Origin of the sequence: Arthrobacter sp. YAF17 (assembly GCF_052113365.1) — a bacterium.
Classification (GTDB): domain Bacteria; phylum Actinomycetota; class Actinomycetes; order Actinomycetales; family Micrococcaceae; genus Arthrobacter.
In genome coordinates this window covers 121,239-146,244 of the sequence record NZ_JBFRDB010000007.1, presented here as the reverse complement: position 1 = coordinate 146,244, position 25,006 = coordinate 121,239, and the positions used below count along the sequence as shown (strand labels likewise).

Sequence of the window (25,006 nt, the reverse complement as noted above, 5' to 3'; positions counted from 1 at the left end):
CTTCCAGTCGGTGCCCTCGAGCACCTTGGTCAGCAGCGACCTCTGCTTGTCGATCTCGGACGAACCGGCCTGCAGCTTGGTCCCAAGAGTCTTGAGCTGAGCAATGTCTGCGCCCCAAATAGCCATTCGAAAATCTCCTCAAGTCATAGAAAACGGACGCGGACCCTGCCGGCGTCCCCCTCGGATCCCGGCTGCTCCGGAAGATCCAGTGACCCCAAACTATCCTGCCTGYCGAAAAGGTGTCGATGGGCAGCCCTCCCCATGCCCTCGATCCCGGACGCGAGGTCACCTAGCATGGGGATATGTGCCGAAACATCCGGACCCTCCACAATTTTGAACCCCACGCCACGTCCGCCGAGGTACAAGCCGCGGCGCTGCAATACGTGCGCAAGATCAGTGGCAGCACCAAGCCGTCCAAGGCCAACGAAGAGGCCTTCAACCGCGCCGTCCAGGAGATCGCCCACGCCACCGAGCATCTGCTCGACGCGCTGGTGACGCATGCCCCGGCCAAGGACCGCGGAGAGGAAGCTGCCAAGGCCAAAGCCAGGGCCGCTGTCCGCTTCGGCGCGGCCTGAGGGCGTCCCGCGGAGGGACGCCTACTTGCCGAAGCTGCGCAGCCGCAGCGAGTTGGCCACCACCAGCACGGAGCTGGCAGCCATCGCCGCGCCGGCGATCATCGGGTTGAGCAGACCCAGGGCTGCCACCGGGATCCCGACCGCGTTGTAGAAGAAGGCCCAGAAGAGGTTCGTCTTGATGGTCGCCAGGGTCCGGCGGGACAGCTCGATGGCCTGCGCGACCTGGCCCAGATCGTTGCCCATGACCGTCAGGTCGGCCGCCTCGATCGCCACATCGGTGCCGGAGCCCATCGCGATGCCGAGGTCTGCCTGCGCCAGCGCCGCGGCGTCGTTCACGCCGTCGCCCGCCATGGCGACAGTGGCCCCGGCGGCCTGCAGCCTCCGCACGGCCTCGACCTTGCCCTCCGGCAGTACCCCGGCGAATACGTCCTCCGGAGCGATGCCGACGGCGGCTGCCACCTGCGCGGCGACAGCGGCGTTGTCCCCGGTCAGGAGGATCGGCCGGAGCCCGAGGCCGCGGAGCCGTGAGATGGCGGCGGCCGAGCCCGGCTTGACCGTGTCGCGCAGGCTGATGATGCCGGCAGGCTCTCCATCCACGGCGAGCCAGACGGCGGTGGCTCCGGAGCCTTCGGCACGGCTGAAGGCCTCCAGCTGCGCGGGAGTGGGGTCGATGCGGTTCTCCTGCAGCCAGCCCGTCCGGCCGGCCGTGACGAGCCGGCCCTCGACGGTTCCCTGGACTCCGCCGCCGGGCGCGGAGCGGAAGTCGACGACGGAGGGCAGCGCCCCGGCGCCGTCGCCCGTGTTGCCGATTCCGTTGCCGGTTCCGCGTTCCGCCGAAAGGGCGGCAGCGGCCACGGCGCGGGCGATCGGGTGCTCTGAGGCGTCTTCGACCGCTCCGGCCAGCCGCAGGATCTCCGCCGGCGTGAGTCTTTCGAACGCTGCGGTGCCACTGACGGCCAGGTGACCGGTGGTCACGGTTCCGGTTTTGTCCAGCAGGATGGTGTCCACGGTCCGCGTGTCCTCGAGGACCTGCGGGCCCTTGATGAGGATGCCCAGTTGCGCCCCCCGGCCGGTTCCGGTGAGCAGCCCTACAGGGGTGGCAAGGCCCAGGGCGCAGGGGCAGGCGATGACCAGCACGGCGACGGCGGCCGTGAAGGCGGCACGAAGATCGGCGTCGTTGATCGCCGGCCCGGCCGCCAGCAGCCAGGCGCCGAAGGTCAGCACGGCGATGGCGAGGACCACGGGGACGAACACCGAGCTGATCCGGTCCGCGAGGCGGGCAATGGGAGCCTTGCCGGTCTGCGCCTGGGAGACCAGGCGGCCCATCTGGGCCAGGGTCGTTTCGGCGCCGACGCGTGTGGCCCGGATCAGCAGCCGGCCGGAAGTGTTGATGGTGGCGCCCGTGACCGGACTGTCCGGGCCGACTTCCACCGGCATGGATTCGCCGGTGACCAGCGAGGCGTCGACGGCGGAGGACCCTTCGACGACGATGCCGTCGGTCGCGATTTTCTCGCCGGGGCGGACCACAATGACGTCACCCACCGCCAGCTGATCGGCCGGCAACTGCTGTTCCCTGCCGTCCCTAAGAACCGTGGCATCCTTGGCGCCCAGGTTCAGTAAAGCCTTGAGGGCGTCTCCGGCCTTCTGCTTGGCGGTGGCCTCCAGGTACCGGCCCAGCAGCAGGAAGGTGGTGACCACCGCGGCAACCTCGAAGTAGAGTCCGCCGGAACCCATCCCGTCCATGCCCGGGTGATCCGTCATCCCCGGGTCCACCAAAAGCTGCCAAGCCGAGAAGGTGTAGGCCGCGGTCACGCCGATAGAGACCAGCGTGTCCATTGTGGAGGCGAAGTGCCGGGCGTTGATGGCCGCGGCCCGGTGGAACGGCCACGCCGCCCACGTGACCACAGGCAGGGCCAGAAGTCCTGCCACCCAGCCCCAGCCGGCGAACTGGAAGGCCGGGAACATCGAAATCAGGAACACCGGGATGGTGAAGATGGCCGCGGTGATCAGGCGCGGGCGGAGTTTGGCTGCCGTGGCCGACGCCGGGTGGGCTGCGGGGTGGTCACCTAGCGCGACGCCACCGGCCACATGCTCCGCGTGCTCGCTCGTTCCTCGCTTAGACGCACGCTTCCGCATGCCCCCGGCGGCGCCGCTGTTGTCACCCTCACCGGGCGCGGCGCCATCGGCCACATGCTCCGCTTGCTCGGTTGTTCCTCCCAGGGCGGCGGCGCCGCTGCGGCCGCCGCTGTCGGCGGGTTCACTCACCGTGGCTGGGTACCGGGGGGTGCGGATTGTGGCTGTGTAGCCGGCTGCCGCTACTGTGGCGGTGATTTGGGTGTCCGTGATGGCTGCGGGGACTGTGACGCGGGCCGTTTCCAGGGGCAGATTGACCGTGGCCGTGACGCCGTCGAGTTTTCCGAGCTTGCGTTCGACGCGGCTGACGCAGGAGGCACAGGTCATGCCGTCGATGTCGAGCTCTATTACCCGGGTTCCGGGCTGGTCCAGCAGTTGCTCTGTTCTCACGGTGTTCCCTGTCTGTTCTGGTGCGGCGCGCCCGTCCGTTGCGCGGTGGTGGTCCGGCCGGCGGTGCTCAGGCCTCGTTGGCCACGACCAGGTAGCCCGCCTCGGCCACGGCTTCGCCGATCTCGGAGGTGGACAGGGGGTCGGTCGAGGTGATGGTGACCGTGGAAATGCCGCCGGAGTTGAGGTCGACGCCGACCTTCTCGACTCCGGCGAGGGTCTCGAGCTCTTCGCTGACGGAGGACACGCAGTGGCCGCAGGTCATGCCGGAAACGTTGACGGTAGTGGAAACGGTGCTCATGGCTTGCTCCTGGTGAGTGGACGGCTGGTTCATCAGCCCGATGGTGTGGTGAGTGGTGTTGCCGCTACCGCAGCAGCCGCCCGATGGCTTCGGTGGCCTCCTTGACCTTGAAATCGATGGCTTCAGCCCGCAGCGCCGCGTCCGGTTCGGAGGCCGCCCCGACGACGCAGTGACCGATGTGCTCCTCCACCAGTCCGAGACTGACGGCGTGCAGGGCCTTGGTGACGGCGGCGACCTGGGTGAGGATGTCGATGCAGTATTTGTCCTCGTCAACCATCCGGGCGATGCCCCGCACCTGGCCCTCGATCCGTTTGAGGCGGAGGAGGTAGGCCTCCTTGTGGGGGGAGTAGCCGTGCTGCTGGTGCGGTCCGGCGTCGGCGGATTCCATCACGGGGACCGGGACCTCAGGCTCGTTCATAATCACAACATATACCCCATGGGGGTATGCCGCAAGTACCCTGCGGGGGTATTGGCGGCAGGGCCCCGCGTGCAAAGGTCGGGGCACAAAAAAGCTCCGGAGTGCGTTATTGGGGGATACGCACTCCGGAGCGGACTTTGGGCAGGCGGTCGATCTCTAGCCTACGGATTCAAGCTTACTTGGCAGTAGCCAGGGAAAGCCAGCACCTCGAATAACTACTTTCGCTTTACTTTCGGGGCCCTGCCGTGGCGCCCGGTGTCCCGTCGAGGGACAGCTGGGCGGCATGGAAATCGAAGTGCGCCACAGGGTAGGCGTATACGTCTGCCAGCGTCATGGTCTCCTTGAAGAAGGGGTCCCAGCGGGTCGGGAAGTACATGCGCCGGCCCAGCCCGGAGTCCGTCTCCCGGCGCAGCTTCCGTTCCAGCGCGGCGGTCAGCCGGCGCACCTTGGCCGCCATCCGCCGTCGGTTGAATATCAGGGCCCCGCCTCTGGACCCCCAGTAGTTGACGACGTCGAACGGCGCCGTTCCGGCATTGAGGAGTCGCGCGAAACCGCGGTTGACCGATACCGGCAGCCGCCCGAAGAGCCGCACTAGCGGCAGCAGGGCCAGCACCACGATATAGCCGAACACCATGTGGTACAGGAGCTCCTCGTTGCTCCAGCGGGTGCCTGAACTGCGGCGGCGCAGCGCTTCGGGCGGGGCGGCTGCCAGGGCCGCTTCGAGCTCTGCGCAATTGCGCCGGTAGCCGGCAACGACGGCGGCCCGGTCAAGGGGCGCCCCGGTCACGGTGCCCTCCCGCCCGCTGCCTTGTCAGGAACCATGTTTTGTCCGGTGGTGGACTGGCGGCCGGACCGGGACGATCAGGATCGGACGGTCCTGGTGGTGGCTGAGCCACGCCGCCACCGAACCGTTTAGGGCAGCGGAAATGCGGTGGCCCAGGCCCGGCTCGGGCGTGCCCACGATGATCATTGCGGCACCGACATCGCGGGCCAGCTTGCCCAGCGCCCGGGCCGGGTCTCCGGCCAGCAGCTGGAGGGTCCAGTCGATGCCAAGGGGACTGCAGGACGAGGCGATGCTGCTCCGCAGCTCCTGCGTCACGGCGCGGATTTCGGCGTTGTCGGTCTCGGGATGGAGGGACAGCCGGTGCGCGGACCGCGCCGGATCCCACTCCACCAGATAGCTCGCCTCATCCACGTAGGCGCAGACCAGCCGGGCGGCGAGGGCCTTTGCCAGCGCGCCGGCAGCCTGCAGCACTTCGGGGCTTTGTCCTGGCAGCACGCCTGCCACGAGGGGCGGCGTATCACTGCTCTCGGCTGACATACTCAATTGTGTTCCCGTCCCCGCGGCCTGAACAGGGGCTTACTCCCCGGCCCCAGCTCGCCGCGTGCACCGCCCAGGCGGCCGGCGGGCGCCGCTTGAACGCATATCGACGCCCGTCAATATTGAGGCATAATGGCTGTATGACAGCACTCCAGATTGTTGAGCCGGCGGCGGATGCTTGCTGCGCCCCGTCCGGCCTGCCCGTGCTGGGCGCGGAAGAGGCCCAGGACAAGGCCCAGCTGTTCAAGGCCCTCGCCGACCCGAACCGGCTGCGGCTGTTGTCCATCGTCAAGTCGTCCGACGGAGGCGAGGCCTGTGTTTGCGACCTTACCGAGCCGCTGGATCTGGGTCAGCCCACGGTGTCCCATCACCTCAAGATCCTCGTCGAGGCCGGCATGCTGCACCGCGAAAAGCGCGGCACCTGGGCCTACTACTCGCTCGTGCCCGGTGCGCTGGAGCGGACCGCGGGCCTGCTCGCGGACCTGTAGCCCGCCAGAGCCAAGCGGCTGGACGTCGTAGCTCCGGAAGTCCACTTGGAAAGGGCGGGATCTTCCGGGGGTTAGGTGCCGGGAATGACTGTGTCGGCGTGGCGATGGGCTACCTTCCATTGGCCCGCTTCGCGGCGATATATCTGTGTTGCCCGCAGCGTGAAAGTACGTGGTTCACCGTCCACGGAGGTGGAAATGTGCTCCAGCCCGGCCGTGTACGCCATGTCGCCCGCGACGTCATAGGCCAGCACTTCGAAATCGTAAGAGGTGCAGTCGGAGAAACTAGTCCCCAGCTCGGTGAAGAGCCGGTCCAGTTCGTGGAGTCCATCGGCGTTGCGCCATGCCCCCAAAACGCTAACCGGTTCGTTGCGGGACCATATCTCCCGGCGGGGGCCAGCGTCGCCGTTATGCAATGCCAGCTCCGCGTCGTGCAGTTCAGACTGAACCCAGGCCAGGAATTCGTCGCGGTCGCTCATGCTTCAGTATGCTCCCGAACCGGCCATCGGCGTCGCCATCAATAGCTGCGTCAGTTTCACGCAACCACGACGGCGGCAGGCCGGGCTTGGGGATACGTCAGGTGATGCGCGGGTCCGCCCCGGATTACTACCGGTGCATGCCGATACACGTCCTCTCCACCACCTTGGCGCCTGGCCCGCAACCGGATGGGCCGCTCCACAGTGACAGTTCATCCGGATATTCCCTCGGTTCAGGCGATCCTCGACGCTGCGGACGCTGGGCGCGTATATGCCGATGGCGGTCGCACTGTTCAGGCATTCCTGGCGGCCGGTTTGCTCTCCGACCTCACCGTGACCCGCGTTCCCGTGCTCATCGGTGAGGGAATTCCGCTGTTCGGGACTGTGCCCGGTCCTGGCCAACCACTCCTGGTCGCCTCGCGCACAACGGAGGACGGTGCCGTTCAATCCGTCTACAGCTTCACGACCACATCACACTGAGCAGCAAGTAACGCACGCGGTGGGTTGTGAATTGCTCCCGGGTGAGGTCGATCTCGATCCCACCGGGAACCGGTTCCAGTAATGGATGCGAAAACGCCGGCATTTATCGCGGCGCTTCACGACCAGCGGCTCTTGAACACCATCCAGTACGGGGCCTAACGTTGAAGAACTGACGAAAGGGTGACCGCCGTGGAAATCTTCATGTGGTGGCTGGATCTGGATCTGGCGAGCAAGGAGTGGCTACGGGAAAACCTGCGGGTCGCCGAGCTGCCGCTGCCAGTGCTGCAGGGCATCGCCGAGGCCGGTGGACCTCATCCGGATGACGTTGCCGGTGTGCTGACCGGTGCCGACTGGGACTTCATCGAGACGCAGTCCGAATTCGTGGACTGACCCCTTTTCAGGCACCAAATCAGCGGAAAGAACCATTGCGGCGATCCCCCCGGGATGGTTGCATGGGGGGCATGGCTACCGCAGAGAGTTATGTCCTGGCGATCGGCACCAAGAAAGGTCTCTGGCTGGCGACGAGCCCGGACCGCAAAGACTGGTCCCTTTCCGGCCCGCACTTCCTGATGAGCGAAGTCCCCAGCATCGGCATCGACACCCGGGACGGCCGGACCCGGATCCTGGTCGGCGTCCGTTCCGAGCACTGGGGTCCCACCGTCTTTCACTCCGATGATTTGGGCGAAACCTGGAGCGAGCCCGAAGAAGGCGCCATCCGTTTCCCCGAGGGCACCGACGCCGCGTTGGAGCGCGTCTGGCAGATCCACCCCGACGCCGAGTCCCGCCCCGGCGTCGTCTGGGCTGGCTGCGAGCCGATCTCGGTCTGGAAATCCACCGACGGCGGCGAACACTTCGAGCTCAACCGCGGTCTCTGGGACCACCCCCACCGCGGTGAATGGGGGGCCGGCTACGGCGGCGCCGCGGCGCACTCGATCGTTCTCGACCACACCGGTGAGAAGGTCCACGTTGCCATGAGCACCGGCGGCGTCTACCGCTCACTCGACGGCGGCAGTTCCTGGGAGCCGCGGAACAAGGGAATCTCGGCCTACTTCATGCCCGACCCCAACCCGGAATTCGGCCAGTGCGTGCACAAGATCGCGGCCGACGCCGCCGTCGACGGACGCCTCTACGCGCAGAACCACCACGGCGTCTACCGCAGCGACGACGACGCCGAGAACTGGGAATCGATCGCGGAAGGTCTGCCGGCGGACTTCGGCTTCGTGATGCTCACCCATCCCCGCCGGGCCGGCACCGCCTGGGTGATCCCGCTCAAGGCCGACGGCGAAAGGATCCCGCCGGAGGGTAAGTTGGCCGTCCACCGGACCGACGACGCCGGCGCGAGCTGGAAGCGCCTGGACGTCGGACTCCCCGAGTCCGAATTCAACGCCGTGCTCCGGGACGCCGCCTGCGTCGACGCGGCAGAGCCGGCCGGCGTGTACTTCGGCACCCGCGGCGGCAGCGTCTACGCCAGCGCCGACGAGGGCGAACACTTCACCGAGGTGGCCTCGCACCTGCCGGACGTCTTGTGTGTGCGGGCCTCAGCCGTGTCCGCGGCCCATGTGCCCGCTTCGACGGCGCCCGGCGCCACCGTGAATGCCTGAGGTCCCGTGGCCGGGGTCAGTGTGGTGTTGCCCAGTGTGCTCCAGCCGCTCGCCGGCGGGCAGTCCTACCTGACTGCGCCCGCAGAAACGGCGGTGACGGTGGAGGGGGTGCTGGACTCCGTGACCGGGGGGTACCCGGCGTTGTCGAGGCGGTTGCGGGATGAAACCGGGGCGGTCCGACGCTACGTGAATATATACGTCAACGGGAATGAGATCCGCCGCCTGCAGGGCCTGGCCACCGAGGTTCTACCCGGCGGGGAGGTCCTGATCATCCAGTCCGTCGCGGGCGGCTAGCAGCCTCAGGCGACCCGCCAGAGGCTGCATTCGTCCGTGTTGATGGCTTTCCGGGTGCCGGACTGCCGGTCCATGATCCATACGACGCCGATCCCGGGCGCGGTTTCCTGGACGCTGCCGCGGCGGATCACGACGTCGTCGTAGTTCGGGCCGACCTTCAGCCGCGCTTCGATCTCGTCGCCGCGGTGCAGCTGATCCAGGGCGCGGATACGGATTACATGGGCTTTGGCTTCCTTCAACATGGCGGGGCCTCCTGGACGGGAGAGTGGTGCCTGCTCTTGCCGGCCCTTCCAGTGTCCTGMGCCAATGTTGCCGCCGCGTTTCGGCCCGGTAAGGGGTGGGTAAGCGTTCGGCGCCGCGGCCGTCACCGGCGTCGGGTCGTCGGGCCCGGGCAGATTTCCCGGGAGAACTCTGGCGGRCGGCGGGGCTGGCGACCAGAATGGGGCCTATGCGACTGCCGCTGATGCCCCCGATCGCGCCCATGCTGGCGAAGCCCGTCAAAGGCCTGCCCGAAGGCGAGGTGATGTTCGAGCCGAAGTGGGACGGGTTCCGGTCCATCATCTTCCGCGACGGCGGGGACGTGGAGATCGGCAGCCGCAACGGCAAACCCCTGACCCGCTACTTCCCTGAACTCGTCGAGGCGCTGAAGGCCAACCTCCCGCCGCGGTGCGTGCTCGACGGCGAGATCATCTTGGTCGGCGCCTCGGGCGACCGTCTCGACTTTGACGCGCTGCAGCAGCGGATCCATCCCGCGGCGAGCAGGGTCCGGCTCCTGGCAGAACAGACCCCGGCCAGGTTTGTCGCCTTCGACCTGCTGGCCCTCGACGACGAGGACCTCACCGGGCGGCCCTTCGCCGAGCGGCGCGGGGAGTTGGAACGCGTGCTCGCCGGGATCGCTGCGCCGATCCACCTCACCGCCGCGACCCGGGACAGGGGAACCGCCGAGAAATGGTTCCACCAGTTCGAGGGGGCCGGCCTCGACGGGATCGTGGCCAAGCCGCTGGACGGGCCCTACCTGCCCGACAAGCGCTCCATGTTCAAGATCAAGCACGAACGCACCGCCGACTGCGTCCTCGCCGGGTACCGCGTGCACACTTCCGGACCGGACCGGATCGGTTCACTGCTGCTGGGCCTCTACGACGATGGCGGCGAACTCGCCAACGTGGGGGTGGTGGGGGCCTTCCCGCTGCAGCGCCGCAAAGAGCTCTTCGAGGAACTCCAGCCGCTCGTGACCAGTTTCGAGGACCACCCCTGGGAATGGGCCCGGCAGGAGGAAGGGGCCCGGACGCCGCGCAATGCGCAGGGCAGCCGGTGGAGCGGGGGCAAGGACCTTTCCTTCACCCCGCTCCGGCCGGACCGTGTGGTGGAAGTGAAATACGACCACATGGAAGGCGAACGGTTCCGCCACACGACGCAGTTTGTCCGCTGGCGCCCGGACCGGGACCCGAGGACCTGCACCTACGGGCAGCTGGAGGAACCGGTCAAGTACGATCTGGGCGCGGTGCTGGGCGCCGGCAAGGCCTGACTCCGGCGCTTCTGCCCGGTTGCTTTTCCGGGAGTCGCGGGAAGCGCAAAAAGACACGCGAAAAGCCCGGCGTGTCGCATGAACACGCCGGGCTTTTCGGTGGTGCGGTCCGCAGGAACGGGGCAGGAGCGCTGCGTCCGGGTTACTTCATCCCGAGCTGCTTGGTGGGAATCTTGAAGGATTCCTTGGCGGTCATGGCCGAGACAGCCGAGATGAGGCAGATTACCGCGGTGAAGATGCTGATCTGGACCCAGCCGCCGGGCTTGATGCCGCCCATGGCCGCGACGATCGCCGGGGCGAACCCTGCCATCAGGAAGCCAAGCTGCGTGCCGATGGCCAGGCCCGAGAAGCGGACCTTGGTGCTGAACATTTCGGCGTAGAACGCGGGCCACACGGCGTTGGCGGCCGCGTAGCCGAAGGAGAAGAAGCCGATCGCGGACAGGAACATCAGCGGGACGGTGCCAGTCTCCAGGCTGAGCAGGAACACCGGCGTCAGGACCGCGCTGGCCAGGGCGCCGTAGATGAAGACCGGCTTGCGGCCGATCCGGTCAGCGAGCTTGCCGAAAAGCGGCTGGGTGCCGAGGGCCACCAGGTTGGCGCCGACGACGAGCCAGAGGGTGGTGGTGCCGTCCACGCCGGCGACGTTCTTGGCGTAGGCGATGGCCAGCGTGCCGAACACCGTGGAGACGGCGGCGATGAAGGCACAGGCGACGACGCGGAGCACATCGCGCCAGTGGTGCTTGAGCAGGTCCGCGACGGGGAGCTTGGAGATCTCGGCGTTCTTCTGGGCTTCCTCGAACGCCGGCGGCTCGTGCAGGGTGCGGCGGATGAAGAAGGCAACCATCACCACGACGGCGCTGAGCCAGAACGGGATGCGCCAGCCAATGCCGTACTTGATCTCATCCGGCAGGGCCAGGACGGGGATAAAGACGAGGGCGGCGAGGATCTGGCCGCCCTGGGTCCCGGTGAGCGTCCAGGAGGTGAAGAAGGCCCGGCGGTTGTCCGGTGCGTGCTCCAGTGTCATCGAGGAAGCGCCGGCCTGCTCGCCGGCGGCGGAGAGGCCCTGGCAGAGCCGTGCCAGCACCAGCAGGGCCGGAGCCCACCAGCCGATGGTGTTGAAGTCCGGCAGGCAGCCGATCGCGAACGTCGAGGCGCCCATGAGCAGGAGGGTGAACATCAGGACCTTGCGGCGGCCCACCCGGTCACCGAAGTGGCCCAGGATGACGGCACCGACGGGCCGTGCGACGTAGGCGAAGCCGAAAGTCGCGAAGGACATGATCGCCGCATTGGCGCCGGCGTCGGGGAAGAAGACCGTGGGGAAGATCAGCGCGGCGGCGGATCCGAAAATAAAGAAGTCGTAGTACTCGACGGCGCTGCCCAGGAAACTGGCGAGGGCTGCCTTCTTTGGCGTCCCTGCCGGTGCGTCAGTGCCCGGAGTCGTAGACGGGAGTGTCTGGCTCATGGTGTTCCTTTGTGTGACGACATTGTCGCGGATGGATCAGGAAGGTCTCAGCCGCCGCTGGCTTTAAGTGTGTGGCAGCAGAAGGTTCGTGGAAAGACCCGGACGAGTAGCCACATGGTGGGAGCTACTTGTGCGATGTAGCAATCATGACTGTGAGGGTGATCACTTGTCAACAAAAATAATCACCATCTAGAAATAGCTCTCACCATGTGAGAGCATTGAGCCATGAGTGTGAATCAAGACACAGACGTGGCCGCCGCCGCAGCCACCCCGCCAGCCCCTACCGCCAAGGGCGCAAAGGCCCCCTCCAAGGAGGATTCCCGCACGGACATGGTCGGCAAGGCCCTGGGCCTGCTGGTCCTGCTCGGCGACGAGCCGCGGGGTGCGAGTGCCGCCGAGCTGTCCCGTCGGGCCGAGCTGCCGTTCAGCACCACCTACCGCCTGCTGGGATCCCTGACCCGGGACGGCTTCGTGGACTACGAGCCGGACGGGCGCCGCTACCACCTTGGCCTGCGCATCTTCCAGCTCGGGCAGCGCGTATCCAACCATCACGGATTCGCCGGCACTGCGCTGCCGATCCTGCGGCGGGTCACGGAGGAGACGGGGGAGGCCACCATCCTGTCCGTGCGCGACGGAAACCATCACCTCACCGTCAACAAAGTGGACGGACCCCAGACCTTCCGCGTCACGAGCGACCCGGGACATCTGGGCGCGCTCCACACCACCTCCGTCGGCAAGGCGCTCGTGGCCTTCGCCGACGAGGCCACCCGCGCCCAGCTAGTGGAAGGTCTTGAGCTGGAGCCGCTGACCGAATTTTCCATCACGGACCGGGAAGCCTTCCGGGCCGAGATCGAACTGGTCCGCAAGCGAGGCTTCGCCGTGATGGACCAGGAAAACGAGCTGGGCATGCGGGCCGTGGCCGTCCCGGTGTTCAACGCCCAGGGCCACGCCTTCGCCTCGCTGGCCACCGCGGTCCCGGTCTTCAGGATGAGCGTCGACGCACTCGTGGCCCTGGTTCCCCTGCTCCAGTCGGCGGCGGCCGAGCTTTCCGCCCGGCTGCCCCAGCAGTGAACCCGACCGATAAATCATCCACTGTTCGCTAGTAGAACAATGGTGCAACATATGAACTATTGCGGTAATGTAATCCCCAACACCCGGCCCGCGGCCGGCGCCCAGCGCCTCTCCGCCCGCCGAGTGCCGTTGTCAAAGGAGCTATACGGATGAGCAATCGAGCAGAGTCCTTCCTCGTGGGCCTGATAGGCGATGGCGTTATGCCGTCCCTCACGCCCCCGATGCACGAACGCGAAGGCGACGTGCAGGGCCTCCGGTACCTCTACCGCCCCATCGACCTCACGGAACTGGGGCTTCCCGGCCAGAGCGTCGGCGAACTCCTGACCGGCGCCTACCGCCTCGGCTTCAACGGGCTGAACATCACCCACCCGTGCAAGCAACTGGTCCTGGACTACCTGGACGAGGTCACCCCCGACGCCCGGCGGCTCGGCGCGGTCAATACAGTGACCATCCGGGATGGCCGCTTCATCGGCCACAACACCGACTTCTCCGGCTTCGCCGCAGCCCTCGCCTCCGGCCTGCCGGGAGCCAAGCTGAACCGCGTGGTGCAGCTGGGTGCCGGCGGTGCCGGTTCCGCCGTCGCCTACGCGCTGCTGACCGCGGGTGTCCGCGAACTGGACCTGGTGGACACCGATCCCGCCCGCTGCGCCGCACGCGCCGCGGAACTTGCCGGCTTCTTCCCGGACCAGCTGGTCACCGCGCGGACGACGGCGGAGCTCCCGCACCTGATGCCGCTGGCCGACGGCCTGGTGCACTGCACCCCGGTCGGCATGGCCGCCCACCCCGGCGTCCCGCTGGACATGTGCCTCGTAACGGCCCGGCACTGGGTCGCCGACATTGTGTACCGGCCGATCGAGACCGAACTTGTCCGTGAAGCCCGAGCCAAGGGCTGCGAAGTGCTCGACGGCGGCCGGATGGCCGTGGGGCAGGCCGCCGACGCCTTCCGGATCTTCACCGGCCGCGAGGCCGACGCGGACCGGATGCGGGCCCACTTCCTGGAACTCGTCGCCGCCGAAGAGGTGGCCGCCTGATGCGTACCGGAATCGCCACCGTCTGCCTCTCCGGCACCCTGCGGGAAAAGATGCGGGCCTGCGCCGCCGCGGGCTTCGACGGGATCGAAATCTTCGAACAGGACCTCGTCACCTCACCGCTGAGCCCGGAGGACGTCCGGAAGATGGCAGCGGACCTGGGCCTGAGCCTGGATCTGTACCAGCCGTTCCGCGATTTCGACGGCGTGCCCGCGGACCTGCTCGCCGCCAACCTCCGCCGCGCGGACGCCAAGTTCCGGCTGATGTCCCRCCTCGGCATGGACACCATCCTGGTCTGCTCCAACGTGGCCACCGCCAGCATCGACGACGACGGTCTCCGGGCCGAACAGCTCGCCGCCCTCGCAGCCCTCGCCCAGGACCACGGCGTCAAGGTGGCCTATGAGGCGCTGGCATGGGGGAAGTACGTCAACGACTACGAGCACGCCCACCGGCTGGTCGCAGCGGTGGACCACCCCAGCCTGGGCACCTGCCTGGACTCGTTCCACATCCTCTCCCGCGACTGTGACACTGCCCCGATCGAAGCCTTCGCCCCGGAGAAGATCTTCTTCGTCCAGGTAGCCGATGCTCCCAAGCTCTCCATGGACGTGCTGTCCTGGAGCCGGCACTACCGGGTGTTCCCGGGCGAAGGCCAGTTTGAACTCGCCAAGTTCCTCGGCCACGTGGTCCGGGCCGGCTACACCGGACCGGTGTCGCTGGAGGTCTTCAACGACGTCTTCCGCCAGTCCGACGTCGAACGCACCGCCGTGGACGCCATGCGGTCGCTGATCTGGCTCGAGGAACAGGGCGCCAAGTGGCTGGACGCGAATCCGGCGGAGGAAACCGGCACCGCTGGTGCCGGCACCGCCGCGACAGGCCGCCGCGGGTACCCGATGGAACTGGCTACGCTTCCGCAGGTGGCCGAGCCCGCCGGCTTCAACTTCGCCGAGGTCGGGGCCGTGGACACCGGGGGCGTGGAAACCCTGCTGGGCCAGCTGGGTTTCGCGTTCAACGGGCGCCACCGGACCAAGAACGTGCAGTTGTGGACCATGGGCCACGCCCGGGTGATCATCAACGAGGACTCCGCCCAGGAATTCCGCGACTCAGGTGCCGCCACGGCCCCCGCAATTTCCGCCCTCGGCTTCGACGTCGATTCCCCGGTGATTGCCGCGGCCCGGGCGCAGCAGCTCAAGGCCCCGGCCGTGCCGCGCAAGAGCCAGGCCAACGAGGAAATCTTCCAGGGCTTCGCCGCCCCGGACTCCACCGAGATCTTCCTGTGCCAGGGCAGCCCCGACGGCACCGCCGTGTGGACCCGCGAATTCGGCGAAGGACTCGACGCCCCGCCGGCCGGCCGGGCAGGGGCGCAGGGTGCCGTGATTGACCACGTCAACCTCGCACAGCCCTGGCAGCACTTCGACGAAGCCGTGCTTTTTTACACCAGCGCCCTGGCCCTGGAACCGCAGCTCTACGCGGAAGTGGCCAGCCCCACCGGCCTGGTCCGGTCCCAGGTGATGGCCACCCGCGACCGCGGCGTCCGCCTCGTGCTGAACCTTGCCCCGCTGGTCCAGCGCGACGGTGCGGAACACATCGCCTTCGCGGTGGATGACCTCGTCGCGACCGCCCGGGCGGCCAAGGCGCGGGGCCTTGATTTCCTCCAGATCCCGGAAAACTACTACGAGGACCTCGACGCCCGGTTCGGCCTGGACGAGGCCTTCCTGGCGACCCTCCGGGAGCTCAACCTCCTCTACGACCGCGACGCCGACGGCGAGTTCCTGCACTTCTATACCGCCACCGTGGGCAGCGTGTTCTTCGAAATGGTCGAGCGCCGCGGAGCCTACGACGGCTACGGGGCGCCCAACGCCCCGGTGCGGCACGCCGTCCAGTACGACCATCTGCACCAGCTGACTGCCACCCCCTGACCGACCCGGCAACACCAACACCCAACGAAAGGAGGCTGCTGTGCCTGAAGAAGTGAACCTTGAGACCTACAACGCGGATCCGCTCACCGAGGACGTGTCCGACGAAGCCACGGAGGCCGCACCGAAGACGTACGCGCCACTCGATGCGGCCGCAGAGTCCCAGGCGGACCTCAGCGCCGAGATGAAGGCCATTGGCGATGCCTACGCCCAGGCCCTCAGGAACGGCGCCCCGGCCGAGGTCCAGCCACGGCTGGACTACGCCCCATACCGCAGCAGCGTCCTGCGGCACCCCACCAAGGACCTGCACCACGCGGACCCGGAAACCATCGAGCTGCACTCTCCCGCATTCGGGCACATGGACGTGCACGCGCTGGAAGCGGACCTCACCATCGCGCACAACGGGGAACCGCTGGGCGAACGCATCGTCGTCTCCGGCCGGGTCCTCGACGGCGACGGCCGCCCCGTCGCCGGGCAGCTCGTCGAAATCTGGCAGGCGAACTCCGCCGGCCGTTACATCCACAAACGCGACCAGCACCCCGCCCCGCTGGACCCCAACTTCACCGGCGTCGGCCGCTGCATCACGGGCGCCGACGGTGCCTATAGCTTCACCACCGTCAAGCCCGGCGCCTACCCGTGGAAGAACCACCTCAACGCCTGGCGCCCGGCCCACATCCACTTCTCCCTGTTCGGCCAGGAATTCACCCAGCGGATCGTCACCCAGATGTACTTCCCCGGGGACCAGCTCTTCCCGCTGGACCCGATCTACCAGTCGATCGTGGACCAGGACGCCCGCGACCGGCTCGTCGCCACCTACAACCACGAGCAGACCAAACCCGAGTGGGCCCTGGCGTACACCTGGGACATCGTCCTGACCGGGTCGAAGCGGACCTGGACCGAGAACGAGGCATTGGGCGCAGCAGGAGACGACAATGAATAAGACCAGCATGAGTAAACTCGCCCCGACCCCCGGCCAGACCGTGGGCCCCTTCTACGGCTACGCGCTTCCCTACACCAAGGACCGCGAACTGCTGGCCCCCGGCTCCCCGGGTTCCATCCGGCTGCAGGGCACCGTGTACGACGGCGCCGGGCACCCCATCCCGGACGCGATCCTGGAAATCTGGCAGGCCGACGCCGCGGGCCAGATCCCGCAGCACACCGGTTCCTTGGTCCGCGACGGCTACACCTTTACCGGTTTCGGCCGCAGTTCTGTCGGCAACACCGGCGTGTTCACCTTCACCACGGTGAACCCCGGCCCCACCGAGGAAGGCGCGGCGCCGTTCATCGCGGTGGCGGTCTTCGCCCGCGGCCTGATGAACCGGCTGTTCACCCGGATCTACCTGCCGGAGCACGAGGCGGCGCTGGCCGCCGATCCGCTGCTGTCCTCGCTGGATCCGGAACGCCGCAAGACCCTGATCGCACGCCGCGATCCCGACGGCGGCCTGACCTGGGACCTCCGGCTCCAGGGCGACGGCGAAACCGTGTTCCTTGATTTTGAAGGTGCCGACTTCGAGGGCCCCTCGAAGTGACCTCTCATGCAACCAGCCGAGCCGCTGATGGCGGCCCCGGCAGCCCGGGTGACGTGGGCCTGCAGGGAGACGTTGGCCTGCTCAGTCCCGTGACGGCGTCGCCCCTCGTGGCGTCGCTGACCGGGGACCGGGCCGTCCTGGCCGCCATCCTCCGGGTGGAGGCCGCCTGGGCCGCGGTCCTGGAAGGCGCCTCCCTGTCTCCCGCCGGGTCCGCGGCGGTGGTCGCTGCGGCCGCCGAGGTGGACCGCTACGACCTCGCCGGCATCGCCGTGCGCGCCCAGGGCGGCGCCAATCCGGTGATTCCGCTGCTGGCGGACCTCCGCGGGCACGTTGCGGCACTCGACACTGCGGGGATCGGTGCGTCGAAGGCTGTGCACACCTCGCTGACCAGCCAGGACGTGTTCGATTCGGCGCTGATCCTGCTGGCCAGGGACGCTGTCCGCGGACTGCTCGCCGAGCTGAAGCCCACGACGGCGGCGCTGGCCGCCCTCGCGGAACAGCATGCGGACACGCTCTGCGTGGGACGCAGCCTCACGCAGCACTCCCTGCCGTTCAGCTTCGGGCTCAAGGCGGCGCAGTGGTTCCACGGACTCGCCGCGGCCGCGCGCCGCCTCGAGGCCATCGAGTTCCCGGTGCAGACCGGGGGAGCGGCGGGTACCCTCGCGGCCGCCACGGTGCTGACGTCGGACTCGGGGGTCAGCCCGTTTGAGCTCGCCGACCGGCTCGCCGCAGAACTCGGCCTCGCCGCCGTCCCGGCGCCCTGGCACACAAACCGGCTGGCAGTGACCTCCCTCGGCGACGCGCTGGCAGCCATGACCGACGCGGCAGGCAAGATCGCCTCCGACGTGCTTTTCCTGAGCCGCCCGGAGGTCGCCGAGCTCGCCGAACCCCGGGCCGCGGGGCGGGGAGGGTCCTCGGCCATGCCGCAGAAGCAGAACCCCGTGCTGTCCGTGCTGGTCCGCAGCGCAGCCCTGCAGGCACCCGGCCAGGCCGCCCAGCTGCACCTGGCCGCCGCCAACTTCAACGATGAACGCCCCGACGGCGCCTGGCACAGCGAATGGCCGGCGCTCCGCCAGCTCCTCCGGCTCGGTCTCGGCGCTGCCGTGCAGCTGCGGGAACTTGTCGAAGGCCTGCAGGTCTTCCCCGACGCCATGCGGCGCAACCTGGAACTGTCCGGACCGCTGCTGCTCAGCGAGGCCGTCACGGCCGCCGTCGCACCGCTCCTGGCTGGACCGGCCGCCGGACAAGCCGCCGCCGGAGCCTCGGCTGCGGACGGCAAGCAGCGGCTGCAGTCCGTCGTCGACCAGACCCTCCGGGTCCCGGCCCAAGACCGGGCCACCACCTACCGGAGGCTGCTCCGCGCCGCCGTCCCGACGGAGCTGCTTTCCGATGCCCGGCTCGAGGAGCTCCTGGATCCGTCCAGATACCTCGGCCAGGCCGCCGAAATCTCCCGCCGCATCCTCGCGGCCTACCCGGAATACAGCGCCCCCGAGCCATCAATTTCCGCGCCACCACCGACCCCCGAGCTGAACGGAGCCTCCCGTGGCTAGACCAACAGTCAAGGCAGTACTGCTGTCGCCCCAGCGTCCGCTGGGGGACAAACCCCTCCTCGTGGCGGGCCCGTCCCTGGGGACGTCCACGCTGCTGTGGAGCCAGGCCGGCGCCCTGCTGGGGGACGACGTCGACGTCGTCGCCTGGGACCTGCCGGGCCACGGCATCTCACCGGCCGCCACGGAATCTTTCACCGTTGCCGAACTCGCCGATGCCGTCGTCGAACTGGTCGATTCGATCGCCCCCGGCGCGCGGTTCCATTACACGGGTGTCTCCCTCGGCGGCGCCACCGGGCTGCAGCTGGGCATCAAGCACGGCGAACGTCTCAAAAGCCTGTCCGTGCAGTGCACCGGCGCCAAGCTGGGCACACCGGAGGGCTGGCTGGAACGCGCCGAGACTGTGCGCACCCAGGGAACCCCGGTGATGATCCAGGGGTCGGCGGAGCGCTGGTTTGCGCCCGGCTTCATGGAGCACCAGCCGGAGCTCAGCGGCCGGCTGCTGCACAGCCTGCGCGACGCCGACCGCTTCAGCTACGCGTTCTGCTGCGAAGCCCTCGCCGCCTACGACGTCAGAGACGCACTCGGCAGCATCAGCGTCCCCACGCAGGCCATCGCCGGCGCCCAGGACGGCGTGGCCCCGCCGGCGCTGGCCGCGGAGATCGTCGAAGGAATCACCGCCGGCGGCGGCACTGCCAATGCCGCCACCCTCGAGGGCGTGGCACATCTGGCACCGTTCGAGGCGCCCGGCCACGTCGCCGGGCTGATGCGGAGCCTCATCAACTGGGCAGAATCCACGGGAGCAGCGAAGTGAGCGGGGCAGATCACGACGGCGCAGCGCGGCACGGAGTTGTCCAGCCGGACGCCACCAGCCAGGAGATCTACGACGGCGGCATGGTGGTCCGCCGCGAAGTGCTGGGCGCCGCGCATGTGGACCGCGCCAACGCCAACAAGGATTCCTTCACCGAGGACTTCCAGGACATGATCACCCGGATCGCCTGGGGCGGCATCTGGACCCGGCCGGGCCTGAACCGGCAGATGCGCTCCGCCGTCACCATCACCGCGATGGTGGCCCACGGGCACTGGGAAGAGCTCGCCATGCACCTCCGCGCCGCCATCACCAACGGCCTGAGCCGGGACGAAATCAAGGAGATTCTGCTGCAGACCGCCATCTACTGCGGGGTCCCCTCCGCGAATACCGCCTTCAAGACCGCGCAGCAGGTGTTCCATTCCATGGACAACGCAGCCATGGACAACGCAGGAACGGACACCACGCCATGAACCAGGCCTTTGTTTACGACGCCGTGCGCACCCCGTTCGGGAAGTTCGGCGGCGGTCTCGCCGGGGTCCGCCCGGACGATCTCGCCGCCCACGTGATCGGTGAGATGGTGAAGCGTGCCCCGGAGCTCGACGTCGAACGGATCGATGAGGTGGTGTTCGGCAACGCGAACGGCGCGGGCGAGGAGAACCGCAACATCGCCCGCATGGGCACGCTGCTGGCCGGCCTCCCCGTGTCGGTCCCGGGCACCACGGTCAACCGGCTGTGCGGGTCGTCGCTGGATGCCGCGATCATCGCCTCCCGCCAGGTCAACACCGGCGACGCGGAGCTGATGCTGGTCGGCGGCGCCGAATCGATGTCCCGCGCGCCCTGGGTGCTGCCCAAGACCGAGAAGCCCTACCCGGCCGGGGACATGGCCCTGGTCTCCACCACCCTGGGCTGGCGGCTGGTGAACAAGGCGATGCGCCCGGACTGGACCGTGTCCCTGGGCGAGGCCACCGAACGGCTGGCGGAGAAGTACGGGATCACCCGCCAGGCGCAGGACGAGTTCTCCGCCAACTCCCACAACCTGGCCGCCGCGGCCTGGGACGCGGGCTTCTACGACCGGCTTGTCACCCCGGTCCCGGGCACGGACCTGGTCCGGGACGAGGGCATCCGGCCCGGGTCCTCCGCGGAGAAGCTCGCGGGGCTCAAGACAGTGTTCCGGACCGGGGACGGCACCGTCACCGCCGGGAACGCCTCCCCGCTCTCCGACGGCGCCTCCGCGGCGTGGCTCGGCTCCGAAAACGCCGCCGGCATCCTCGGTCTGGACCCGCTGGCCCGCATCGCCGGCCGCGGGGCGCACGCGAACGACCCGCAGTACTTCGGCTACGCCCCGGTCGAGGCCGCGAACAAGGCCCTCGCGAAGGCCGGCATCGGCTGGGACCAGGTCGGCGCCGTCGAACTCAACGAGGCCTTCGCCGCGCAGTCCCTGGCCTGCATCAACGCCTGGGGCATCGACCCGTCGATCGTGAACCGGCACGGCGGCGCGATCGCCATGGGCCACCCGCTGGGCGCCTCCGGCGCCCGGATCCTCGGCACCCTCGCCCGGTCCCTGCAGGCCTCCGGGCAGCGCTGGGGCGTCGCCGCGATCTGCATCGGCGTCGGCCAGGGCCTCGCCGTCGTCCTCGAAAACGTCACCTCATCCGCCGCCCCGGCTAAATCACCGTCGGCAAACCAGTAAAGGGCCAGGACATGCTGAACTTCGTAGACAACGTCAACGAGGCCGTCGCCGGCATCAAGGACGGCTCCACCGTGATGATCGGCGGTTTCGGCAACGCCGGGCAGCCGTTCGAACTGATCGACGCCCTGTTGGACTGCGGCGCCAGGGACCTCACCGTGGTCAACAACAACGCCGGCCAGGGCGACCAGGGCCTGGCCCTGCTGATCAAGGAAGGCCGCGTGAAGAAGATGATCTGCTCCTTCCCGCGGCAGTCCGACTCCTGGCACTTCGACACCAAGTTCCGCGCCGGCGAGATCGAGCTTGAACTCGTCCCGCAGGGCAACCTGGCCGAGCGGATCCGCGCCGCCGGCGCCGGAATCGGAGGCTTCTTCACCCCCACCGGCTACGGCACCATGCTGGCCGAAGGCAAGGAGACCCGCATCCTCGACGGCCGCGGCCACGTCTTCGAGACCCCCATCCACGCCGACGTCGCGCTCATCAAGGCGCTCACGGCCGACGCCAGGGGCAACCTCGTCTACCGCAAAACGGCCCGGAACTTCGGCCCCATCATGGCCGCCGCGGCCAGGCACACTGTGGTCCAGGTCGCCAAAATCGTCCCCGCCGGAGGGCTCGACCCGGAGAACATCGTGACCCCCGGAATCTACGTCAACAGCATTGTGAAGGTGGCCTGAGATGAGTATCCAGACCGGTATCCAGACCTCGGAAAAGCCGCTGGGCCGCGACGACCTGGCCCGCCTGGTGGCCCGTGACATCCAGCCCGGCTCCTTCGTGAACCTCGGCATCGGCCAGCCCACACTGGTCTCCAACTACCTCGAGCCGGAGAAGAACATCACGCTCCACACCGAAAACGGCATGCTCGGCATGGGCCCGGAGGCCACCGGAGACCAGATCGACGGCGACCTCATCAACGCCGGCAAGATCCCGGTGACCGAGCTGCCCGGGGCCTCCTACTTCCACCATGCCGATTCCTTCGCGATCATGCGCGGCGGGCATCTGGACATCTGCGTGCTGGGGGCCTTCCAGGTCTCCGCCACCGGCGACCTCGCCAACTGGCACACCGGAGCGCCGGACGCGATCCCGGCCGTCGGCGGCGCGATGGACCTTGCCATCGGGGCCAAGGACGTCTTCGTTATGATGACCCTCCTGACCCGTGAGGGAGTCTCCAAACTCGTGGATTCTTGCACTTACCCGCTGACCGGCATCGGCTGCGTGACGCGGATCTACACGGACAAGGCCGTCTTCCTGACCGGCCCGGACGGGGTGCAGGTGCGGGAAACCTTCGGCTGCACGCTCGAGGAACTCCAGGAAATGGTCCCCGTGCCGCTCCAGGCCGCGCCCGCCGCCGGAAGCTGACTGGCCGCTCGCCCGGATAAAGTGATGCGGGACCGGAAGGTATGGAAATGATTGACGCAGCAAAGGGCGCCCGGGCCGATGGCGCGCCCGCGGCCAGTGACCAGTACGTACAGTCGCTGGCGCGCGGGCTGGCGGTGATCCGCGCCTTCGACACGGACCATCCGAAGATGACGCTGACCGAGGTGGCGGCCCGGACGGACCTCACCCGCGCCACCGCCCGGCGTTTTCTGTACACGCTCGTGGAGTTGGGCTACGTCCGCACCGACGGCAAGATCTTCGCCCTGACCGCCAAGGTGCTGCAGCTGGGCTTCGCCTACCTGTCGGGGCTGTCGCTGCCGCAGCTCGCCCAGCCCCACCTCGAGGAGCTGTCCCTGCAGTTGGGGGAGTCGACGTCGGCCGCGGTTTTGGAAGGCACGGACATCGCCTACATCGCCCGGGTGGCGACGCGCCGGATCATGACCGTCGGCATCACCGTCGGCACCCGCTTCCCGGCCTACGCCACGTCGATGGGCAGGGTGCTTCTGGCGGCCCTGACGCCCGCCCAGCTGGAGGAATACCTCGCCCGCGCTGACATCCAGCCCCTGACACCGCACGCCATCGGCACGCGGGAGGGGCTGCTCGCGGAACTGGCCACGATCAGAAACCAAGGCTGGTGCCTGCTCAACCAGGAACTTGAGCTCGGCCTGATGTCTGTTGCCGCGCCGGTCCATGACGGGCCCAAGACGGTCGCGGCGATCAACGTGTCACTGCAGGCCCAGTCGGTTGCGGCCCGGCCGGACCCGGAGGCCTACCTGGACGTCGTGCGGGCGGCAACCGTGGCCGCCGCCGGACTCATTTCCGCCGACTTGTCCGCCGGACACTGACGCCGGCTAGCTGGAAGGCCCCGAAACCGGTGCCGTGGAGACCGTGATGATGACGCCCGCGGCGTCGTCACGGATCTTGAGGTGCAGGTCCTTGCCCACAAGCGAGGCATGGATGTCGTCGCTGTCTGCCGGGGCGAGCTGCTCTGCCAGCCGTGTGACCGCCAAGGCCATAGCCCGGCCCCAGTCGTGGGGATCCATGCTGGACGCCTCGGCCTCGGCCGAGTAGTTCTCCTGTGGTTCGGACATGAGCTCCTGCTTCCCGCCCCTGGAGTGCTGCCCGTCAGGCTGATCCGGACAGGCCCCGGCAGATGGCTTGGGCCGGCAGGCTCCAGTACTTGAGCATGGCCAGTCTAGTGACCCGGCGCACGAGCGTCCACGGATCGCGCCCGGCTGCCGGTGCAAAACGCGGAACCCCGCTAGGATTTCAAACCGGGACACACCACGCCCCCTTGCCTTCGAAGGACGCCATGCCAGAGAACACCAACACGCTTGACAGCCAGACCGTATCTGAGAGCAAAACCGCGCCCGACAGCACAACCTCCGACAGCACAGCCGAGCTCAGGCGCGCCGCCGTCGTCATCAACCCCGCCAAGTCAGGTGGTTCCGCGCTCAAGGGTGCGATCTACCGGCTGTGCGAAACGCAGGGCTGGGCCGAGCCGCTCTGGCTCGAAACCACCGTTGAAGACCCTGGAACCGGGCAGGCACGCGAGGCGCTGGAAGCAGGGGTCGACGTCGTGATTGCCGCCGGCGGCGACGGCACGGTGCGCTGCGTCGCGGAGGTGCTCGCCGGCACCGGAACGCCCATGGGCCTGGTGCCGCTGGGAACCGGAAACCTTCTGGCCCGCAACCTCGGCGTGGACATCTCCGATCCGGTGTCAGCCTGCTACGACGTGCTCAACGGCAGCGAAAAGGCCGTCGATGTCGTTAAGGCCCGGCTGGACCACTCGGACGACGAACAGGTGTTCCTGGTCATGGCCGGACTCGGGTACGACGCCGCCATTATGGCCGACACCGTGGATGCGCTGAAGGACCGGATGGGGTGGCTCGCGTACGTTGAGGCGGGCATCCGCAAGCTCCCCGGCAAGCCGGTCAAAGCCAAGATCAGCGTCGACGGCGGTGAGCCCGTCCGCCGCAGGATCCGCAGCGTCATGATCGGAAACTGCGGCCGGATCATGGGCGGCGTGGAGATCTTCCCGGATGCCAAGATCGACGACGGCGTGCTGGACCTACTGGTCCTGGCCCCGCGCGGCCGGCTGGGCTGGCTGGGAGTCGTGGCCGGGATCTTCGGCCGGAACAAGAACGAGACCGAATCCGTGGAGTACTTCCAGGGAAAGTCGGCCGAAATCACTCTGGAGCACGAGCAGGAATTCCAGCTGGACGGTGACCACCTCGGCACTGGAACGCACCTCGCCGTCGCCGTCGAGCGCGACGCCCTGAAAATCCGGATGGCCGACTAGGAATACCTCCCGCCGGCGCCGGGAGATACTTGTCTGCCGATATCCGGCGCCAACGCACGGGGCCGTGTCCGGGTAGTGAGTACTACCCGGACACCGCCGCCGAAGGCTAGTTCGTAAAGGCAAGTATCAACTCGGGTATCCACCACTCGTGACCGGGGTGCTCCCACCAACTTGGATTGGCTTAGGCATCAAGTGATGCAGCCAATTGCCTTTTGGAGGGAGTCGCAATGGCACGCATGTTCCCTGTCGTCATGGAGGTTCGGTCAATCGACCGAACAGCCTTTTT

Annotated in this window: 28 protein-coding genes; 19 read left to right on the top strand and 9 right to left on the bottom strand. The window is 68.1% G+C overall.

Going from position 1 to position 25,006, the window contains the following annotated elements:
* Positions 1 to 302 precede the first annotated feature (302 nt).
* Positions 303 to 575 (top strand): DUF2277 domain-containing protein, encoded by a 273-nt coding sequence (locus AB4Y67_RS08185; protein WP_441405277.1) that lies wholly within the window; start codon positions 303 to 305, stop codon positions 573 to 575.
* Positions 576 to 596: 21 nt separating this feature from the next.
* On the opposite strand, the gene AB4Y67_RS08180 is transcribed toward AB4Y67_RS08185, so the two are convergent.
* The 5 genes from AB4Y67_RS08180 to AB4Y67_RS08160 form a co-directional block, all read right to left on the bottom strand.
* Positions 597 to 3,035, bottom strand: a complete 2,439-nt coding sequence (locus AB4Y67_RS08180) for a heavy metal translocating P-type ATPase (RefSeq protein WP_441405289.1) — start codon at positions 3,033 to 3,035, stop codon at positions 597 to 599.
* A gap of 130 nt (positions 3,036 to 3,165) precedes the next feature.
* Positions 3,166 to 3,396, bottom strand: coding sequence for a heavy-metal-associated domain-containing protein (locus tag AB4Y67_RS08175; RefSeq protein WP_441405276.1), 231 nt, complete (start codon positions 3,394 to 3,396; stop codon positions 3,166 to 3,168).
* Between the two features lie 64 nt (positions 3,397 to 3,460).
* The gene (locus tag AB4Y67_RS08170; RefSeq protein WP_441405288.1) at positions 3,461 to 3,784 is read right to left on the bottom strand and encodes a metal-sensitive transcriptional regulator; all 324 of its coding nucleotides are present in this window, start codon (positions 3,782 to 3,784) and stop codon (positions 3,461 to 3,463) included.
* A 256-nt stretch (positions 3,785 to 4,040) separates the two neighbouring features.
* Positions 4,041 to 4,601: a DinB family protein gene (locus AB4Y67_RS08165; protein ID WP_441405275.1), complete on the bottom strand. Its 561-nt coding sequence runs from the start codon at positions 4,599 to 4,601 to the stop codon at positions 4,041 to 4,043.
* 24 nt (positions 4,602 to 4,625) lie between these two features.
* Entirely contained in the window at positions 4,626 to 5,135 is a 510-nt protein-coding gene (locus AB4Y67_RS08160) for a universal stress protein (protein WP_441405274.1), read from the bottom strand.
* Between the two features lie 140 nt (positions 5,136 to 5,275).
* Between AB4Y67_RS08160 and AB4Y67_RS08155 the strand changes: the two genes are divergently transcribed.
* Positions 5,276 to 5,623 (top strand): ArsR/SmtB family transcription factor, encoded by a 348-nt coding sequence (locus AB4Y67_RS08155; protein ID WP_441405273.1) that lies wholly within the window; start codon positions 5,276 to 5,278, stop codon positions 5,621 to 5,623.
* 71 nt (positions 5,624 to 5,694) lie between these two features.
* On the opposite strand, the gene AB4Y67_RS08150 is transcribed toward AB4Y67_RS08155, so the two are convergent.
* Positions 5,695 to 6,099, bottom strand: coding sequence for a YybH family protein (locus tag AB4Y67_RS08150; protein WP_441405272.1), 405 nt, complete (start codon positions 6,097 to 6,099; stop codon positions 5,695 to 5,697).
* A 666-nt stretch (positions 6,100 to 6,765) separates the two neighbouring features.
* Between AB4Y67_RS08150 and AB4Y67_RS08145 the strand changes: the two genes are divergently transcribed.
* The 3 genes from AB4Y67_RS08145 to AB4Y67_RS08135 all read left to right on the top strand — a co-directional run bounded on the left by AB4Y67_RS08145 (position 6,766) and on the right by AB4Y67_RS08135 (position 8,471).
* Positions 6,766 to 6,966: a hypothetical protein gene (locus AB4Y67_RS08145; protein WP_441405271.1), complete on the top strand. Its 201-nt coding sequence runs from the start codon at positions 6,766 to 6,768 to the stop codon at positions 6,964 to 6,966.
* Between the two features lie 62 nt (positions 6,967 to 7,028).
* Positions 7,029 to 8,177 (top strand): WD40/YVTN/BNR-like repeat-containing protein, encoded by a 1,149-nt coding sequence (locus tag AB4Y67_RS08140; protein ID WP_441405270.1) that lies wholly within the window; start codon positions 7,029 to 7,031, stop codon positions 8,175 to 8,177.
* A gap of 6 nt (positions 8,178 to 8,183) precedes the next feature.
* Positions 8,184 to 8,471, top strand: coding sequence for a MoaD/ThiS family protein (locus AB4Y67_RS08135; protein ID WP_441405269.1), 288 nt, complete (start codon positions 8,184 to 8,186; stop codon positions 8,469 to 8,471).
* A gap of 5 nt (positions 8,472 to 8,476) precedes the next feature.
* Here AB4Y67_RS08135 and AB4Y67_RS08130 read toward each other — a convergent pair whose 3' ends face one another.
* A complete protein-coding gene (locus AB4Y67_RS08130; RefSeq protein ID WP_441405268.1) occupies positions 8,477 to 8,713 on the bottom strand; it encodes a hypothetical protein in 237 nt (78 codons plus the stop codon).
* Positions 8,714 to 8,919: 206 nt separating this feature from the next.
* Between AB4Y67_RS08130 and AB4Y67_RS08125 the strand changes: the two genes are divergently transcribed.
* Positions 8,920 to 9,996 carry an ATP-dependent DNA ligase gene (locus AB4Y67_RS08125; RefSeq protein WP_441405267.1) on the top strand — a complete coding sequence of 359 codons (1,077 nt, stop codon included), beginning with the start codon at positions 8,920 to 8,922 and terminating at the stop codon, positions 9,994 to 9,996.
* Between the two features lie 142 nt (positions 9,997 to 10,138).
* On the opposite strand, the gene AB4Y67_RS08120 is transcribed toward AB4Y67_RS08125, so the two are convergent.
* Positions 10,139 to 11,458, bottom strand: coding sequence for an MFS transporter (locus AB4Y67_RS08120; protein WP_441405266.1), 1,320 nt, complete (start codon positions 11,456 to 11,458; stop codon positions 10,139 to 10,141).
* 225 nt (positions 11,459 to 11,683) lie between these two features.
* Here AB4Y67_RS08120 and AB4Y67_RS08115 point away from each other — a divergent pair, with 225 nt between their 5' ends.
* From AB4Y67_RS08115 to AB4Y67_RS08060, 12 genes are all read left to right on the top strand, one after another.
* Entirely contained in the window at positions 11,684 to 12,529 is an 846-nt protein-coding gene (locus AB4Y67_RS08115; RefSeq protein WP_441405265.1) for an IclR family transcriptional regulator, read from the top strand.
* Positions 12,530 to 12,678: 149 nt separating this feature from the next.
* Positions 12,679 to 13,560: a shikimate dehydrogenase gene (locus AB4Y67_RS08110; protein ID WP_441405264.1), complete on the top strand. Its 882-nt coding sequence runs from the start codon at positions 12,679 to 12,681 to the stop codon at positions 13,558 to 13,560.
* Positions 13,560 to 15,473, top strand: coding sequence for a bifunctional sugar phosphate isomerase/epimerase/4-hydroxyphenylpyruvate dioxygenase family protein (locus AB4Y67_RS08105; RefSeq protein ID WP_441405263.1), 1,914 nt, complete (start codon positions 13,560 to 13,562; stop codon positions 15,471 to 15,473). Before AB4Y67_RS08110 ends, AB4Y67_RS08105 begins: the two co-directional genes overlap by 1 nt.
* Before the next feature lie 40 nt (positions 15,474 to 15,513).
* Positions 15,514 to 16,410 carry a protocatechuate 3,4-dioxygenase subunit beta gene (gene pcaH, locus AB4Y67_RS08100; RefSeq protein ID WP_441405262.1) on the top strand — a complete coding sequence of 299 codons (897 nt, stop codon included), beginning with the start codon at positions 15,514 to 15,516 and terminating at the stop codon, positions 16,408 to 16,410.
* Between the two features lie 7 nt (positions 16,411 to 16,417).
* On the top strand, positions 16,418 to 16,999 hold the full coding sequence (gene pcaG / locus AB4Y67_RS08095) for a protocatechuate 3,4-dioxygenase subunit alpha (RefSeq protein WP_441405287.1): 582 nt from the start codon (positions 16,418 to 16,420) through the stop codon (positions 16,997 to 16,999).
* Between the two features lie 53 nt (positions 17,000 to 17,052).
* Complete coding sequence (locus AB4Y67_RS08090; RefSeq protein ID WP_441405286.1) at positions 17,053 to 18,549, top strand: lyase family protein; 1,497 nt, start codon at positions 17,053 to 17,055, stop codon at positions 18,547 to 18,549.
* On the top strand, positions 18,542 to 19,360 hold the full coding sequence (locus AB4Y67_RS08085; RefSeq protein WP_441405261.1) for an alpha/beta fold hydrolase: 819 nt from the start codon (positions 18,542 to 18,544) through the stop codon (positions 19,358 to 19,360). The genes AB4Y67_RS08090 and AB4Y67_RS08085 overlap by 8 nt, the downstream gene beginning before the upstream one ends.
* The gene (gene pcaC / locus AB4Y67_RS08080; RefSeq protein ID WP_441405260.1) at positions 19,357 to 19,827 is read left to right on the top strand and encodes a 4-carboxymuconolactone decarboxylase; all 471 of its coding nucleotides are present in this window, start codon (positions 19,357 to 19,359) and stop codon (positions 19,825 to 19,827) included. The genes AB4Y67_RS08085 and pcaC overlap by 4 nt, the downstream gene beginning before the upstream one ends.
* Positions 19,824 to 21,047 carry a thiolase family protein gene (locus tag AB4Y67_RS08075; protein WP_441405259.1) on the top strand — a complete coding sequence of 408 codons (1,224 nt, stop codon included), beginning with the start codon at positions 19,824 to 19,826 and terminating at the stop codon, positions 21,045 to 21,047. The genes pcaC and AB4Y67_RS08075 overlap by 4 nt, the downstream gene beginning before the upstream one ends.
* A gap of 11 nt (positions 21,048 to 21,058) precedes the next feature.
* Positions 21,059 to 21,718: a 3-oxoacid CoA-transferase subunit A gene (locus AB4Y67_RS08070; RefSeq protein ID WP_441405258.1), complete on the top strand. Its 660-nt coding sequence runs from the start codon at positions 21,059 to 21,061 to the stop codon at positions 21,716 to 21,718.
* A 1-nt stretch (position 21,719) separates the two neighbouring features.
* On the top strand, positions 21,720 to 22,400 hold the full coding sequence (locus AB4Y67_RS08065) for a 3-oxoacid CoA-transferase subunit B (RefSeq protein ID WP_441405257.1): 681 nt from the start codon (positions 21,720 to 21,722) through the stop codon (positions 22,398 to 22,400).
* 47 nt (positions 22,401 to 22,447) lie between these two features.
* Positions 22,448 to 23,263, top strand: a complete 816-nt coding sequence (locus tag AB4Y67_RS08060; protein WP_441405256.1) for an IclR family transcriptional regulator domain-containing protein — start codon at positions 22,448 to 22,450, stop codon at positions 23,261 to 23,263.
* Positions 23,264 to 23,269: 6 nt separating this feature from the next.
* Here AB4Y67_RS08060 and AB4Y67_RS08055 read toward each other — a convergent pair whose 3' ends face one another.
* A complete protein-coding gene (locus AB4Y67_RS08055) occupies positions 23,270 to 23,509 on the bottom strand; it encodes a hypothetical protein (RefSeq protein WP_441405255.1) in 240 nt (79 codons plus the stop codon).
* Positions 23,510 to 23,730: 221 nt separating this feature from the next.
* On the opposite strand from AB4Y67_RS08055, the gene AB4Y67_RS08050 reads away from it, so the two are divergent.
* The gene (locus tag AB4Y67_RS08050; RefSeq protein WP_441405254.1) at positions 23,731 to 24,720 is read left to right on the top strand and encodes a diacylglycerol/lipid kinase family protein; all 990 of its coding nucleotides are present in this window, start codon (positions 23,731 to 23,733) and stop codon (positions 24,718 to 24,720) included.
* Positions 24,721 to 25,006: the final 286 nt, after the last annotated feature.